The following is a 13,675-nucleotide window of genomic DNA, read 5'->3' as shown; positions in this document are numbered from 1 at the left end:
TTTGTGGTGTTGCCGCAGCATTCATCAACGCGCAAAAAGCGCCAACCGAAAGATCGGGCAAAAGCCATGGCGCATGTTCGGTCTCATCCCTTCAGGGAGTTTGGTTGGTGTCGCTGGCAGGCGGAACTGAGTTTATGATTTGGAGATGACGATGGCTGAGCAGCACATCGATGCGCATACAGAAGTAGCCGGTGGCGGTCATGAAGAAGGCGGGAACTTCCCTCCCTTCGATTCCTCCACATTCGGATCTCAGCTTCTGTGGTTGGCCATCACCTTCGGGCTGCTTTATTACATAATGTCCAAGGTGGCCTTGCCACGGATCGCAAATATTCTGGAAGTGCGGCGTGATCGCATAGCCAGCGATCTGGGGGAAGCAGAACGTCTGAAGCGCGAAACTGACGAGGCAATCGCGTCTTACGAAGAATCTTTGGCCGAAGCGCGTCTGAAAGCGCAGGGCATTGCAAAGACCGCTCGTGAAGAAGCCAAATTGCATATCGAAGCAGAGTTCAACAAAGTCGAAGCCGACGTCGCCGAGCAGATTTCTGCTGCCAATGACAAGATCATGGCAGTCAAGGAAGCCGCGATGAGCGAAGTTGGAGCCATCGCCACGGAAACCACCGAGGCGATTGTTGAGCGGATACTGGGGTCCGGCGTCACCGAAAAAGAAGTGGCCGACGCTGTCTCAGCTTCAAGCGCGAAATAGGAGAGCAAGATGGGTACGAATACAATTTGGGCCTTTGTTGGTCTTCTCATCTTTCTGGCCATCCTGATCAAGATGGGCGTTCCGGGAACCATTGGCAAGGCACTCGATAAGCGGGCCAAGGCAATCGAGGACGAACTGGATCAGGCGCGCCGTCTGCGTGAAGAGGCTCAGGCCCTGCTCGCAGAATATCAGCGCAAGGCGCGGGAAGCCGAAAGCGAAGCCGAAGAAATCATCATGCTCGCGAAACGCGAAGCTGAAGTGATGGAAAAGGAAGCTCAGGCCAAGATTGCAGAATTTGTCAAACGCCGCACCAAGCAGGCCGAAGACAAGATTGCTCAGGCCGAAGCCTCGGCGGTTGGTGAAGTCAAGGATGCTGCGACCGATCTTGCGGTCAAGGCTGCTGAGAAGATCCTCGCCAAGAAAATGGCAGGCAAGGCTGGCAAAAAGCTGTTGCAGGCTTCCATCGCAGAGGTTGGGTCCAAGCTGCATTAAGCAGCTGAGGGATCTTCCATTCCGGCCCGCTGGTGATCCCGAACGGGGCAAATCATCGGGCAAGAGAATTTCAAAAAGCCGTGGCAAATCTGCCGCGGCTTTTTTTATGGGCAGACGCTGTCCTATCCCTTGCGCAGCATCGGCTTTGCGAAGACACGTGTTTTTTACTATGTAAAAATGACGGTATATATAAATAAAAATTAAATGTTTAACCAGAAATAAAATATTTCCTGGATTCAATATTTGAAATATGATGGTTATAATTTATACAGACGGAAAATAAAACAATATGCATTCTGTCTGCGTGATAAATTTTCTAAAAATTTTAGCTATTTATACAGTCATGAATGCTGACTTTGAACGATAAAGCGTTTGTAATGAAAATTTATATTTAAATTCCGGCAAACGTAATCCGACGAAGTCTGTGATGTAAACGACTCGAACCATGCAAACAATTTGGGGGAGCAGTGTTATGGGGAATCGCACCGAGATGCATGAACGCGTTCTTTCGGCCGAATCCACAGATGCGCTCATGGGGGCTTATCAGGAGTGGGCCGCAGACTATGACAAGCATCTTCTGAAGGAGTGGGGCTATCTGTCTCCGAACAGCGTTGCAAGTCTGCTTGCAATTTTTCTGGAACAAAAGGATGCGGCCATTCTGGATGCTGGTTGTGGCACAGGTCTTGTGGGCGAATGTCTCAGTGAACAGAAATTTTCCAACATCGAAGGCGCGGACTATTCAAAGGACATGCTGAAGGAAGCGGAGAAAAAGCAGATCTACAAAGCGCTCCATCAGATTGATCTGAATGATACGGTCCCCTTTGAAGATGGGCAGTTCGACGCCGTAACATGCGTGGGCACCTTCACGACATCCCATGTCAAGCCGGAAGCCTTGAACGAGCTGATCCGGATCACGCGCAAGGGCGGTCTTATCTGCATGACGGTGCGTGACAGCTATTGGGACGAGACGCGATTCTCGCGCTTTCTTCTGGATCTTGATGCCGAAGGAAAGATCCTTTTGCAGGAAATGCGCACAGAACTCATGATCGTAAGCGAAGGATCCTGCTGCAAGGTCCTCTTGATTGAAGTGATTTAGGTCTGCTCCGGATCAGTCCCGGTGACGGTGGATTCTGTCCGTGTGCGCCCTTATGAAGGCAAGGCACGGCCCCAGAGTGCGAGCGAGCGGCATGGCGGTATCGGCTTGCCGAGCCTTTGCCTGACGCGCACACCCCTCTGTCAGACCCATGCAGGCGAGTTGTGCCGGTCTTGGCGGGGTGTAGGGAAGGGCGGGTTGGTGCGCGTGGGGGAAAGGGCGGCTTCGCCACCCGTCTGAATGGTGGGCGAGAAGCCCGGACAAAGCCCTGAACGGACGCAGGGCACTACAACACAGCCGAGGTCCATCAAGTCCCGGATGGCCCACCAGGCGCGTAAATCCTAAAGTCCATCACCCATCAGCCAGTTGATGCCGGTCTTCAGGCCCACACAGCAGATATTGGCGAAAATGCCGCCAGAGAGCTTTGTCACGTCATGATGCAGTCTGGCATCCTTAAGCCTCTGTCCAAGCGCAGGTGGCTCATCTCTCAGCCATATCAGAAGGGTTGTGTCAGGCTCGTAATTCTTCGCCGCTTTTCGCAATACGGCTCGCTTCACCTCGCGCTCGACTTCTCCCACACCGACCTCGAAAGGCCTGAACCGATCGATGACCAGACCGATACGAGACATTTCGCGATCATGGCGGACAAGATCCGCACCTTGTCTGGGGTTCATCGCCCGGGTGATCTCGAGATATCCCGCCCTGTCTGGCGAAATATGCGGTTGGTTGGAAAAGATGCGATACATCGCATCAAAGCTGCATCCATTTCTGGTCTTGGGGTCGCCGCTTCCGGTTCGGGTGGCACAAACTTCAAGGGTCGAGTCCCAGTTTCGTATATCGCCGCTGATATGCTTGCCGAAAAGCAGCAACGGGAGCCACTCATCGACATGCTTGGCTCCCGGTCCGATATGAGACGTTGAAGGATGTTGTTGAACGAAATACGGTCGCTCATTGGCGAGCGCTCTGTCAAAATTCTGTATTCGGATGCTTTCTTCCCAAAACAGCTCCTCAAACTCGCAAACATTGAGCCAGTCTGTCAGGGCGGGGTCAGATGGACTGTCATATATCATGCGACTTGCTTCCAAGAATCGATTGAACACATCCACTTGCCCACCATTGAGCCAAAAACACGGACGAAAATCAACTTTCCTGCGGTTAAGCGGTGTCTCAATCCTGGATCTTGCGCCAATTGCAACGAACAAATTCACTCTGAACAAAAAGGGAATGAGGAGCTTGCCGCTCCATGATTCCTACCTATTCAGATCAGCTTGCCGAAGTTTTTTTGAAGTTTGACGACAAGGAACGGCCACTGTGAACAGTGCCCGGCAGTTGGAGAGATGCGGAATCTGGCGGCTTTCTGCCCTTGCCAGCCGCATTTTTCAGACAGAACAAAAGGCTTGGGAATCGATGTTGACAAAAAAATTTCCCTCAATGATTGTATTTGCCGGGACTGTAGTTGAAACGGGTGCATGGCTCTGACACGCGACGAGAGAGATGACGTCTAAACGGAAGAACTTTACCGAAGAGAAAAAGAGTACGCGGGATCTCATTGTTGAAATCGCCGAACAGGAGATTGCTGTCCACGGCGTTGAAGCGCTCCGCCTGAAGGATGTTGCAGACAAGGTCGGCATTCAATTGCCCTCGCTCTACGCCCATTTTGCAGGGCGTAAGGAATTGCTTGAAGCATTGGCAAATGAGCTGCTCGACACGCTCATTGTTCTTTATACCGAGCTTGCAGCGCTGCCACCAAGGGAGGCACTGCTCGCCAGCGCCGACCGCACAATTGATCTCTATCAAAAGAAAAGGGGCTATGCCCGGCTGCTGCTATATGATTTCCCTGCACCCAAGGACAATTGCATCCTTGCGCAAATCCCAACCAAGATCGACAAGATCCTTGATCTGCTGGACGAGACGATCAAGAGAGGGGTTGCGGAGAAGACCGTGCGCGACTTGTCTCCCGAATTCTTTCTCTCCTTCAGGCTCGGCCTCACGCTCCTGCCGCTCTTCATGCGGCTCGACAGGGGCGGTGGCGGAATGGTCTCCGACCCGGAAGAAATCGGTCGCATCAAGCGCGAGGCCAATCATCTGCTTGCCCATTTCATCGCCCCGCGCTGATTGCACAAGGCACAACAATGGCCATGAAATTCAGTGTGGAAGGGGAGAGAGCGCGCGCAAGGCATGAAACATCGGGCCCATACATTTGGTCACAAGGTTACAATATAACCTGCCAGAAAATAACCGAATATCGGCTATGCAATTTTGCTGCATCGGCAGGCGAATGACTTGTTTTTTCTGATTTTGCGTTCTGTTTTCGCCGGATGGCTGTTCGACGAAATATTGGCCTTAGCAATTATTCCAGTGTCGAGAGAATTTTGTGACATAAAATTTTGCAACAGTTTTTTTAGAAGAAATATAATTTGGAATGGCGGATTTTAATTCAGACATGAGACATATGCATTTCTGAAATGCATCTCATTCTGACGTTCGTGATTAATACGAAAAAAATCCGGGGATAGAGAATTGGAAGTTGGGCTGAGTCATTCGTAACAAAATAGTGTTAGGCTAAAGTATGTGAAACCGGAGTGAAATGGCAAAAAAAGCGAGTATTAGAGCCATGTCTGCACAAGCCAAGAAAGTCTCAACCACCGATTTGCTCGAAAAAGAGTATCACGAAATTGGCATTCAGTCTGTTAAATCTGCTTGCTGCGTAAAGAAACACGTAGAAGAAAAGCACACAGACTATGATCCTGTTTGCGAGAAAAAATAAGCTCGTAATCTAAAGTATTTTTCACGATGTCGGCATCTTGAAAAATACATTGGATAGCAGAAGCCATCCCACAAAATGGTTTGAGGCTCGTTTCTGTGGCATTTCCTGTTGCCGCATGTCGGCAGCCTCAAATCTTGCGTGACGCATTCAATGAAATTCCGCTGTTGGCGATATAGGGTCGACGACGGCAAAGGGGCGTTCGCCCCTTTTTTATTGCCTGCCTGTGTGGTTGCCTGTCTGTGTGATTGCCTGTCGGTGTGGGGGGCTGTGATGCTTTGTCCCGTTCCTCATTCACCGTTTTCGGGTCCCGGATACCCGGTCCCGGAGCGTTGCTGCTCCGGCTCGCGAGGCTTTGCTCTAAATGACGCCTCCCAAATGACGCCCTTAAATGACGCCCTTGAGCAATGACCAGGCCAGCATGAACATGACAAGGCCGATCAGGAAGTCGAGAATGCGCCATGCCATCGGCTTCTCGAACAGGGGTGTCAGGATGCGCGCTCCAAAGCCAAGCGCGAAAAACCAGACGAATGACGCCGAAATGGCCCCGAGCGCAAAGATCCATTGCTGCCCGCCGGGCCATTGCGCAGAGAGGCTTCCCACCAGCAGCACCGTATCCAGATAGACATGCGGATTGAGATAGGTGAAGGCCAGAACGGTCAATAGCGCCTGTTTGAGGCTGATGCCATTTTGCTTGCCGACATGCATCTCGGACGGCTTGAAAGCGCGTCGCAAGGCCTGAAGGCCATAGATTGCGAGAAAGGCAAAGCCGGCCCAGCTGACCACGCTTAGCAGAACGGGCGACTGCTTGATCAGTGCCCCCATGCCAGCGACCCCGGCCAGAATCAGAAGGGCGTCTGAAAAGGAACAGACCAGCACCACCGGCAGGACATGTTGACGCAACAACCCCAAGCGCAGAACAAAGGCATTCTGCGCACCAATTGCTATGATCAGCGAGGCGCCAAGAAAAAAGCCCTGCAAGAGGGGCGCAAAGTAAGTGAGATAGGCCATGCCAAATCAAACCTCAGGCTGTATTGAACGGGAAAAGGCGAAAGGGGAAAGAGAAAGGGGCGAAACACAGGGCAGTTCCAGGGTTTGGTCTGGCTCCGCCCAATGCCTGTTTGTGGCATGAAGAGACTTACGGATAGAGCTGCGTTTTTTCCCATCCATTCTCGACAGCCTTGAAGACGACCCGGTCATGAAGGCGGAATTGTCTGTCATGCCAGAATTCGATCTCCTGAGGCTCGACACGGAAGCCAGACCAGTAATCCGGGCGTGGGATGTGGCCGATATTGAATTTCGCCGTATATTCGGCAACGGCCTTTTCCAGTGCAAAACGTCCCTCAAGTGGCCGGGACTGTTTCGAGGCCCATGCCCCGATCCGGCTGCCACGGGCGCGTGAATCGAAATAGGTGTCCGCTTCCTCATTGCTGACAACACTGACCTTTCCGCGAATGCGGACTTGCCGGCGCAGCGTCTTCCAGTGAAACAGCAGCGCCGCTTTTTCAGATTTCAGCAGTTCGTGGCCCTTGGCGCTCTCGAAATTCGTGTAGAAGACGAATCCCTTCGCGGAATAGTCCTTCAGCAGCACCATACGAACATTGGGCAATCCATTTTCATCAACAGAAGCGACAGCCATGGCATTGGGGTCGTTCGGTTCTTTCGCTTCGGCGTCTGCGAGCCATTGAGAAAACAGCTCTAGAGGCATATTTGCCTCAGTAAAGTTACCACTCATTAACCTTCCTGACAGAGAATAGAATTGGAGTAAAAGGCGAGGTCTGCGTTCGAGCGCAAATCAGCCTTGTGAATGTAAAGGACAGCAACGTGTTTGGCTATAGTTTCCCGGCATCAATTTTCTGCGCTCTGCACAAGGCGCGGAGACTGACTGCTGTGCTGCTTTGCTGTTTCATGGGGGCCTGCGCTTCCATCAATATGGGCGATAGCCTGCAAGCCATTGACACCACGCCAACCGGTTCAATCGGACTCACCGACAGTCTCTTGGCCGGGATTGACCCCTCGGACTGGCAAGTTCTGCTCGCCAGAATTTCCGCCTTTGACAAGGGGGCCTTGGGAACCGGCAATGCAACCGCCGAATGGAGTAATCCGGAAACCGGGTCCAAGGGACGCATTACCCAGGTTGAGGCATTGCCCGATCTGGTCAATGAGGAATGCCGCTCATTCAAAAGCTCGATGCACCGGGTAACTGGCGTTGAAAATATTGCCGGTCAGGCCTGTAGGGCGCCCGATGGCCATTGGCAGATTACCGGTTTCAAAACAGGCGTCTCGGTGTAAGCCACTCTCAACAAATGACAATCATACCGCCGTAGTCTCGTATGACTACGCAAGGTTCGGTGTCTCTGCAAACTTAGGTGCGGTGACCGGGTTGAGGCCCAATCGGCTCTGGCCGGACGGTGCGTGGCGTGGTTTCCGCAACACTGGCGGCAGTCTTTCCCCTGCTTTTTCAATTGGGCGACCATCTCCTCAAAGCCTGATTGCTTGCCGCCATGATGCCGATGCCGCCTCTGCACGAGCCTCGCCAAAACCGGCGTATTTACCATCGTGTTTCTTTCTTTCTGCCTGTCAACGAATTGTCACATAGCTGCGCTACAACATAAACCATGAAAAGGTTAGTAAGGACCGGGTAATTCTGGAAGCTATAGTGAACCTAATTCTTTTGAAGACCTATATTGGAAGTCTATAAAATAGAATTTGCTTAATAACCTAGTCATTTTATTATTTTTATTTGACCTGCGCTCGGTTGATCGTAGGTCTTTTTATTTGCGCGACTTATCTGCTTGCCGCGCCATCAGGAATGTGCCTGACTGTCTTTTTCCGGAATGAAACCGGGAGAGTAGTGACTTTTATCCCCTGATCGCTCTACCAGGTCTGGAAATGTCGACTTATTGCTCCTATATTAGCTTCGAATTTGAAACATTCTGCTTTTAGGCAGGAGGACCAGCGGTGTGCTGGTTGTTTTATGGTCCTCCTTATGCTCAATCTGAGTATAAGTGTTGGCCGGATCAATCAGACCAGATGGCATGGGCGATAGACAGGAACGGATCGACCATGCCCACAGGGTTGAAGGGACTGTCACGATTCGAAAGAGTGCAAAGGCAATGGAAAACCCGGCCTGCATCAAGCAACTTCGGACGGACGAGAGCCGTGTGCTCCCGACAGACCCAGACCAAAGCACCGCGATGACCATGAAGGAGGCCGTTTCCGATGATGATGCCTGCACAAGCCGCGACTGATTTCGCGACGCGCAAACCGAGCAAGGCTGCTCAGGAACGCGGAATTCTTGACATGCCGCCCCTTGACTATACCGACGAGATCGCCGCGGAAACAGCTCCGATCTATGAAATGGTCAAACATGTCATTCCACCCATCGAATGGCCATTTCATGCGCCTTACATTTCGGCCATCAACAAGTTGAAAAAAGAGCGCGGTGCGGTGATTCTGGCCCATAACTACCAGACCCCTGAAATCTTTCATGGCGTGTCCGATTTTCGTGGCGACAGCTTGCAGCTGGCCATCGAGGCGGCCCGGTCCGACGCGGATCTGATCATTCAGTGCGGTGTGCATTTCATGGCCGAGACCTCCAAGATCCTGTGCCCGGAAAAAACGGTTCTGATCCCGGACAGCACCGCTGGCTGCTCACTGGCCTCTTCCATCACGGCCGCCGATGTGCGCGCGCTGAGGGACAAATATCCCGGCGTGCCGATCATCACCTATGTCAACACCAGCGCCGATGTAAAGGCCGAGTGCGATATCTGCTGCACCTCGTCCAATGCCGTACAGGTGGTCGAGAGCATGGGTACCGATCGCGTGCTGTTGGTTCCCGATCAATATCTGGCAAAGAATGTCGCCCGTCAGACAGATGTCGAGGTTCTCACCTATGCCGGATCGTGTGAAGTGCATCAGCGCTTCACAGCCGAGGAAATCCGCTCCTACCGTCGCGCCATGCCCGATGTGCAGGTCATTGCCCATCCCGAATGCCCACCTGAAGTGGTCGATGAAGCCGATTTCTCCGGCTCGACCAAGGGCATGATCGATTGGGTCAAGAATAATCGCCCTGAAAAGGTCATGATGATCACCGAATGCTCAATGGCTGATAATGTTGCCAGCGAAGCGCCGGAGGTCAATTTTGTAAGACCATGCAATCTCTGCCCGCATATGAAAAAGATCACCCTGCCGAAAATCCTCGACAGCCTGCTCTACATGCAGGAAGAGGTCACCGTCGACCCGCTTGTCGCCGACAAGGCCCGTCTGGCAGTGGAGCGCATGATCAATCTGAAATCCTGAGCCAATCCGGTCCGCGCCCGACCTCTTGTCGGGTGCGGACCGATCTTCAAGTTTCCTTTTCCATCTCAAGTGGTCTGGTTTCCGAATTAATAGGCCTGCAAAGGGCCCGCCTGAAACCGAAAGACCCGAAAAGACTCATCCATGATTACATCTGCGCCCCGTGAATTTAGCCCCGAAAGCTGGCAACGCCATGACGACGTCATCATTGTTGGAGCCGGGCTTGCGGGCCTGTTTTGCGCCTACAAAATGGCCCCGCGTTCCGTAACCCTGATTGCTGCTGCTCCCATCGGCGAAGGCGCGTCCTCCGTCTGGGCGCAAGGCGGGATCGCCGCAGCCGTCTCCGAAGGCGACAGCGCGGCTTCCCATCTGGCAGACACCATTGAAGCCGGGGCGGGCATTGTGGACGAGAAGATCGCAGCCCTCATGACATCCCAGGCCGCAAGCCGCATTATCGATTTGCTTGAAGTGGGCGTGCCCTTTGACAAGGATCTCGAAGGCAAGCTTGAACTGAGCCGCGAGGCGGCCCATTCGGCCTCCCGTATTGTGCGCGTCTCGGGTGACAAGGCAGGCTATGCGATCATGGACGCCCTGATCCGGCGGGTTGTCGAGATGCCATCGATCCGGCTCGTCTCGGGCTATCAGGCCGAGAGCCTGCACACAAACGGACGCTTCGTCGACGGGGTCGTTGCTCGCAGACGGCCAGAGGAAGGCGAAAAGGGCACCAGCAGCACGATCTTTTTCCCCGCTCGTGCCGTCGTGCTCGCGTCCGGTGGTGCCGGGCATCTTTTCCGCGTCACCACCAACCCCAACGAAGCCAATGGCGACGGCATGGCCATGGCGGCAAGGGCAGGGGCGGTGATAGCCGATCCCGAATTTGTCCAGTTCCACCCCACTGCGCTTGATGTCGGCAAAGATCCCGCGCCTCTGGCAACCGAGGCCTTGCGTGGTCATGGGGCCAAGCTGATCAACAAACAGGGTGAGCGTTTCATGCTCGGCGAACACAAGGATGCCGAACTCGCCCCCCGCGACGTCGTGGCGCGTGCCATCCATCGTCAGGTCGAAGACAACAAGGGCGCGTTCCTTGATTGCCGCGAAGCCATCGGAGCGTCTTTCCCCAAAGAATTCCCCACCGTCTATGGCTATGCCCAGGAAGCGGGGATCGATCCGGTTACCGAGCCGCTCCCCATCGCGCCTGCCGCGCATTATCACATGGGCGGCGTGCTGACCGACGCCAATGGCCGCACATCGCTTGATGGATTGTGGGCTGCTGGCGAGGTGACCTCGACCGGTGCCCATGGTGCCAACCGTCTAGCCTCCAACTCCCTGCTCGAAGCGGTGGTCTTTGCCTCGCTCGTTGCCGCCGACATCAACAATCAGCTTAACACGCCGAAACATGAGCTCTGGCAGCCGATTGTCAGCAAGTCTCATGAAAACTGCACCGATCAGGATCCTGCCGACCACAAGAAACTGCGCAAGACAATGACGCGCTATGTCGGGGTTGAACGCAATGCAGAAGGGCTGACCAGAGCCCTCGAAATCATCAACGAGCTGGAGCAAAGGGCCGTCTGTCAGTCCTTCCGCAATCAGCTCGTCGCCAGCAAGTTGATCACCGTTGCCGCCCTGATGCGTCAGGAAAGCCGGGGCGGGCACTACAGAACCGATTTCCCCAAGTCTTCCGATGACTGGAAGCATCGCACCTTCATCACTCTGAAGGAGGCCGAAGCGATGATTGATGAAATTCTCACTGCCCGCAAGAGCGCGGCACAATAGACCTCTTCCTTTTTCTATCTGGAAAGCCGGATTTGAAAAGGCGATAGAAGGCACGCACAACAAGGACCAAGAGCAAAGGGAACCGCGTTTATGAGCGAAGCGACCACTTTTTCCGCAGATAAGCTCTATCTGCCTCAACCCATCATCGACGAGGCTGTCCTTGCGGCTTTGAAAGAGGATCTGGGGCTGGCTGGCGATATCACGACCCTGGCCACCATACCTGAAACGGCCCACGCAAAGGCCGTGATCGCGGCTCGCGATGAAGGGGTCGTCTCGGGAATCCCGCTTGCCGACAGTGCCTTTCGCCAGATCGGCAAATGGCATGGCGAGATCGTTACATTTTCACCGCAGATGGAGGATGGCACCGAAGTCGGCAAGGGCGATGTCGTCGCCCGCATTTTCGGCCCCGCCCGTCTGGTGTTGTCCGCCGAGCGGATCGCGTTGAATTTCATGGGGCGCATGTCAGGCATTGCCACCGCGACCCATCAGATGGTCAAGCTCACCGAAGGCACCAGGGCCAAGGTGACCTGCACCCGCAAAACCACACCGGGCCTCAGGGCCTTTGAGAAATATGCGGTCAAATGCGGTGGCGGCTCGAACCATCGCTTCGGTCTGGATGATGCGATTCTTATCAAGGACAATCACATTGCCGTTGCAGGCTCTGTCACCGAAGCCATTCGCCGCGCCCGTGAATATGTCGGCCATCTGGTCAAGGTCGAGGTTGAGGTCGATACCATCGATCAGCTCAAGGAAGCCATTTCCTGCAAGCCCGACGTGATCATGCTCGACAATATGGGCCCGGACAAGCTGCGCGAGGCGCTTGCCCTGATGGAAGGTACGAATATCATTTCAGAAGCGTCCGGCGGTGTCAGTCCGGCGACAATCAGGTCCATCGCGCAAACGGGCGTGGATTACATCTCCGCCGGATATATCACGCACTCGGCACCCAATTTCGATCTCGGCCTCGACATCACCGTGAGCTGATCGGACTTCGAATTTTCCATTGAAAACAGATGGAGGCTTCCTTGTTGCACCTTATCGCAAGGGAGCCTTTTTCATCTCTAGCGCCTTGCAGGCTGGCGGGAGGTTTGCAGCCCCGCAAAGCCCGACGCGGCCCCGGCTCCACGACGCCCGAAGCCCCCTGACGTCTTGCCCATCGGCTTGGGCGGACTGGTGCGGGTGACACGAGTGGCGGCCCGTGCTTGGGTCATCGCTCGTTTTTTCTCCATCAACAGATCCAGCTCCTCACGGGAGAAGGCTTTCAGACCGTCCTGATGTCGTTCGATCGCATCAAGGTCAAGGGCTGCCCGCTTCTTGCGTGTTGCCTCGTTGGGGTCCGGACCATAGAGATTGGGGCCGATCATGCCTTTCTTCAATTGCAAATGGCTGAGATAAAGCGCCCCAAGCAGCGGAATGAGGATGATCAGCACCCACCAGCCGCTCTTGCCCACATCATGCAGCCGCCGAACGGTGACCGCCAACCCCGGAAAGAACAGAACGAAGCCGGTTGCCATCGATATGGACGTGCGCTCAAGGCCTGCCATCGATCCGGCATGGAGGGATAGGGCAGCGCCTGCGTAACCGGACAGATAGCTGACAAGCGTTGCGGCAATCAGCCAGCTCCAATATTCTTTACGTGTTGCGCGGCCTTCATATTCCGCAAATTTTTGCAGACAGGAAAAGATAGCTGCAAAAAAGCTCATGATCCGCCTCGTGCTGAAGTTCGTTTCGATCACTATGGATCGCGAGGATTAAGCAGCGGCTAATGAGGCGGCTCTGCAATCGTGCAATCACCAAACGGACTTAAGAATTGGTTAAGGTGCCAGAGCCCCGCACGGTCAGGGCGACGGTGAGATGGGGGGATGAAGAGCCACTCATGGCAGGTAGAAAGGTGAGGGCGCTACAACGCCTTCTCACTCCGCAGGTGACGGAACAGAGCCTGAAAGATCGCCCGGAGCGCTTCGAGACACCTTGCTTTGGTCAAAGGCGGCAACCGCTGCCAGATCAAGCGGATTGGTGCCAAACCGGTTGAAGCCGGGTTGTCCGGTGCGAAGCAGCATCACGAACATTGGCACAAGGCCTGCCACGGGGATGAGATAGACCAGTCCCCACCATCCATTGTGTCCGACATCATGCAGACGGCGTATGGTCAGCGCCACCATTGCCGGTGTCAAAAGGATCAGATGAAGCCAGACAAAGGGGGCAGCTCCGCCAAACAAGGTTGACAGGGCCAGAGGCAGACCGGTTGGCTGCTGTTCCTGGAAATAGGTGACGTCAGCCCCCAGAGCGGCAAAAAACATCAGGCAGTAGAATATGAGGAAGAACCAGAAATCCTTGCGCGGAGACCGACCAGAATAGGCGAAAGACTGTCTCAACAAGGAGAAAAGCTTGCCATAGATCCCGAACATGATGAACTCCCGCATGGGGCAAGGACTCGCCCCTCTGCCCCAAGCCTACGCAAGAGATCATGGTTAATCAATTATAAACGAAATCTTTCGCTTGGTATGGTTAACGGGCGAGATCGCTCCATTTTGGTACAGGATGCACAAGG

14 protein-coding genes are annotated in these 13,675 nt (G+C 54.1%); 9 read left to right on the top strand and 5 right to left on the bottom strand.

Annotation, left to right across the window (positions count from 1 at the left end; genetic code table 11):
* Positions 1 to 151 precede the first annotated feature (151 nt).
* From ACHZB8_RS14480 to ACHZB8_RS14470, 3 genes are all read left to right on the top strand, one after another.
* Positions 152 to 703, top strand: coding sequence for a F0F1 ATP synthase subunit B (locus ACHZB8_RS14480; RefSeq protein ID WP_316861359.1), 552 nt, complete (start codon positions 152 to 154; stop codon positions 701 to 703).
* A gap of 9 nt (positions 704 to 712) precedes the next feature.
* On the top strand, positions 713 to 1,195 hold the full coding sequence (gene atpF / locus ACHZB8_RS14475) for a F0F1 ATP synthase subunit B (protein WP_316861358.1): 483 nt from the start codon (positions 713 to 715) through the stop codon (positions 1,193 to 1,195).
* Between the two features lie 472 nt (positions 1,196 to 1,667).
* Positions 1,668 to 2,291, top strand: coding sequence for a class I SAM-dependent methyltransferase (locus ACHZB8_RS14470; protein ID WP_316861357.1), 624 nt, complete (start codon positions 1,668 to 1,670; stop codon positions 2,289 to 2,291).
* Positions 2,292 to 2,629: 338 nt separating this feature from the next.
* Here the strand turns inward: ACHZB8_RS14470 and ACHZB8_RS14465 are convergent, their stop codons facing one another.
* Positions 2,630 to 3,358, bottom strand: a complete 729-nt coding sequence (locus tag ACHZB8_RS14465) for a hypothetical protein (RefSeq protein ID WP_316861355.1) — start codon at positions 3,356 to 3,358, stop codon at positions 2,630 to 2,632.
* 424 nt (positions 3,359 to 3,782) lie between these two features.
* Between ACHZB8_RS14465 and ACHZB8_RS14460 the strand changes: the two genes are divergently transcribed.
* Positions 3,783 to 4,403 (top strand): TetR/AcrR family transcriptional regulator, encoded by a 621-nt coding sequence (locus ACHZB8_RS14460; RefSeq protein WP_316861354.1) that lies wholly within the window; start codon positions 3,783 to 3,785, stop codon positions 4,401 to 4,403.
* A 1,036-nt stretch (positions 4,404 to 5,439) separates the two neighbouring features.
* On the opposite strand, the gene ACHZB8_RS14455 is transcribed toward ACHZB8_RS14460, so the two are convergent.
* Both ACHZB8_RS14455 and pdxH read right to left on the bottom strand, forming a co-directional pair.
* Complete coding sequence (locus ACHZB8_RS14455) at positions 5,440 to 6,063, bottom strand: LysE/ArgO family amino acid transporter (RefSeq protein ID WP_316861352.1); 624 nt, start codon at positions 6,061 to 6,063, stop codon at positions 5,440 to 5,442.
* A 127-nt stretch (positions 6,064 to 6,190) separates the two neighbouring features.
* The gene (pdxH, locus tag ACHZB8_RS14450; RefSeq protein ID WP_316861350.1) at positions 6,191 to 6,787 is read right to left on the bottom strand and encodes a pyridoxamine 5'-phosphate oxidase; all 597 of its coding nucleotides are present in this window, start codon (positions 6,785 to 6,787) and stop codon (positions 6,191 to 6,193) included.
* Between the two features lie 89 nt (positions 6,788 to 6,876).
* Between pdxH and ACHZB8_RS14445 the strand changes: the two genes are divergently transcribed.
* The 5 genes from ACHZB8_RS14445 to nadC all read left to right on the top strand — a co-directional run bounded on the left by ACHZB8_RS14445 (position 6,877) and on the right by nadC (position 12,108).
* On the top strand, positions 6,877 to 7,344 hold the full coding sequence (locus ACHZB8_RS14445) for an RT0821/Lpp0805 family surface protein (RefSeq protein WP_316861348.1): 468 nt from the start codon (positions 6,877 to 6,879) through the stop codon (positions 7,342 to 7,344).
* A gap of 746 nt (positions 7,345 to 8,090) precedes the next feature.
* Positions 8,091 to 8,303 (top strand): hypothetical protein, encoded by a 213-nt coding sequence (locus ACHZB8_RS14440; RefSeq protein WP_316861347.1) that lies wholly within the window; start codon positions 8,091 to 8,093, stop codon positions 8,301 to 8,303.
* Complete coding sequence (gene nadA / locus ACHZB8_RS14435; RefSeq protein ID WP_316861345.1) at positions 8,275 to 9,354, top strand: quinolinate synthase NadA; 1,080 nt, start codon at positions 8,275 to 8,277, stop codon at positions 9,352 to 9,354. Before ACHZB8_RS14440 ends, nadA begins: the two co-directional genes overlap by 29 nt.
* A gap of 141 nt (positions 9,355 to 9,495) precedes the next feature.
* On the top strand, positions 9,496 to 11,124 hold the full coding sequence (locus ACHZB8_RS14430) for an L-aspartate oxidase (protein ID WP_316861344.1): 1,629 nt from the start codon (positions 9,496 to 9,498) through the stop codon (positions 11,122 to 11,124).
* A gap of 90 nt (positions 11,125 to 11,214) precedes the next feature.
* Positions 11,215 to 12,108 carry a carboxylating nicotinate-nucleotide diphosphorylase gene (nadC, locus tag ACHZB8_RS14425; protein WP_316861342.1) on the top strand — a complete coding sequence of 298 codons (894 nt, stop codon included), beginning with the start codon at positions 11,215 to 11,217 and terminating at the stop codon, positions 12,106 to 12,108.
* Positions 12,109 to 12,185: 77 nt separating this feature from the next.
* Here nadC and ACHZB8_RS14420 read toward each other — a convergent pair whose 3' ends face one another.
* Both ACHZB8_RS14420 and ACHZB8_RS14415 read right to left on the bottom strand, forming a co-directional pair.
* Positions 12,186 to 12,827: a DUF805 domain-containing protein gene (locus ACHZB8_RS14420; protein ID WP_316861341.1), complete on the bottom strand. Its 642-nt coding sequence runs from the start codon at positions 12,825 to 12,827 to the stop codon at positions 12,186 to 12,188.
* A gap of 210 nt (positions 12,828 to 13,037) precedes the next feature.
* The gene (locus ACHZB8_RS14415; RefSeq protein WP_316861340.1) at positions 13,038 to 13,532 is read right to left on the bottom strand and encodes a DUF805 domain-containing protein; all 495 of its coding nucleotides are present in this window, start codon (positions 13,530 to 13,532) and stop codon (positions 13,038 to 13,040) included.
* Positions 13,533 to 13,675: the final 143 nt, after the last annotated feature.

Source organism: uncultured Cohaesibacter sp., assembly GCF_963556055.3.
GTDB lineage: Bacteria > Pseudomonadota > Alphaproteobacteria > Rhizobiales > Cohaesibacteraceae > Cohaesibacter.
Note: the sequence above shows the minus strand (reverse complement) of the source record. Positions and strands in the feature narration are given on the sequence as shown.

Coding starts and splice junctions, on each gene's coding strand:
- ACHZB8_RS14480 (WP_316861359.1), top strand. CDS start 152: ATGGCTGAGCAGCACATCGATGCGCATACAGAAGTAGCCGGTGGCGGT.
- atpF (WP_316861358.1), top strand. CDS start 713: ATGGGTACGAATACAATTTGGGCCTTTGTTGGTCTTCTCATCTTTCTG.
- ACHZB8_RS14470 (WP_316861357.1), top strand. CDS start 1,668: ATGGGGAATCGCACCGAGATGCATGAACGCGTTCTTTCGGCCGAATCC.
- ACHZB8_RS14465 (WP_316861355.1), bottom strand. CDS start 3,358: ATGATATATGACAGTCCATCTGACCCCGCCCTGACAGACTGGCTCAAT.
- ACHZB8_RS14460 (WP_316861354.1), top strand. CDS start 3,783: ATGACGTCTAAACGGAAGAACTTTACCGAAGAGAAAAAGAGTACGCGG.
- ACHZB8_RS14455 (WP_316861352.1), bottom strand. CDS start 6,063: ATGGCCTATCTCACTTACTTTGCGCCCCTCTTGCAGGGCTTTTTTCTT.
- pdxH (WP_316861350.1), bottom strand. CDS start 6,787: ATGAGTGGTAACTTTACTGAGGCAAATATGCCTCTAGAGCTGTTTTCT.
- ACHZB8_RS14440 (WP_316861347.1), top strand. CDS start 8,091: ATGGGCGATAGACAGGAACGGATCGACCATGCCCACAGGGTTGAAGGG.
- nadA (WP_316861345.1), top strand. CDS start 8,275: ATGATGATGCCTGCACAAGCCGCGACTGATTTCGCGACGCGCAAACCG.
- ACHZB8_RS14430 (WP_316861344.1), top strand. CDS start 9,496: ATGATTACATCTGCGCCCCGTGAATTTAGCCCCGAAAGCTGGCAACGC.
- nadC (WP_316861342.1), top strand. CDS start 11,215: ATGAGCGAAGCGACCACTTTTTCCGCAGATAAGCTCTATCTGCCTCAA.
- ACHZB8_RS14420 (WP_316861341.1), bottom strand. CDS start 12,827: ATGAGCTTTTTTGCAGCTATCTTTTCCTGTCTGCAAAAATTTGCGGAA.
- ACHZB8_RS14415 (WP_316861340.1), bottom strand. CDS start 13,532: ATGTTCGGGATCTATGGCAAGCTTTTCTCCTTGTTGAGACAGTCTTTC.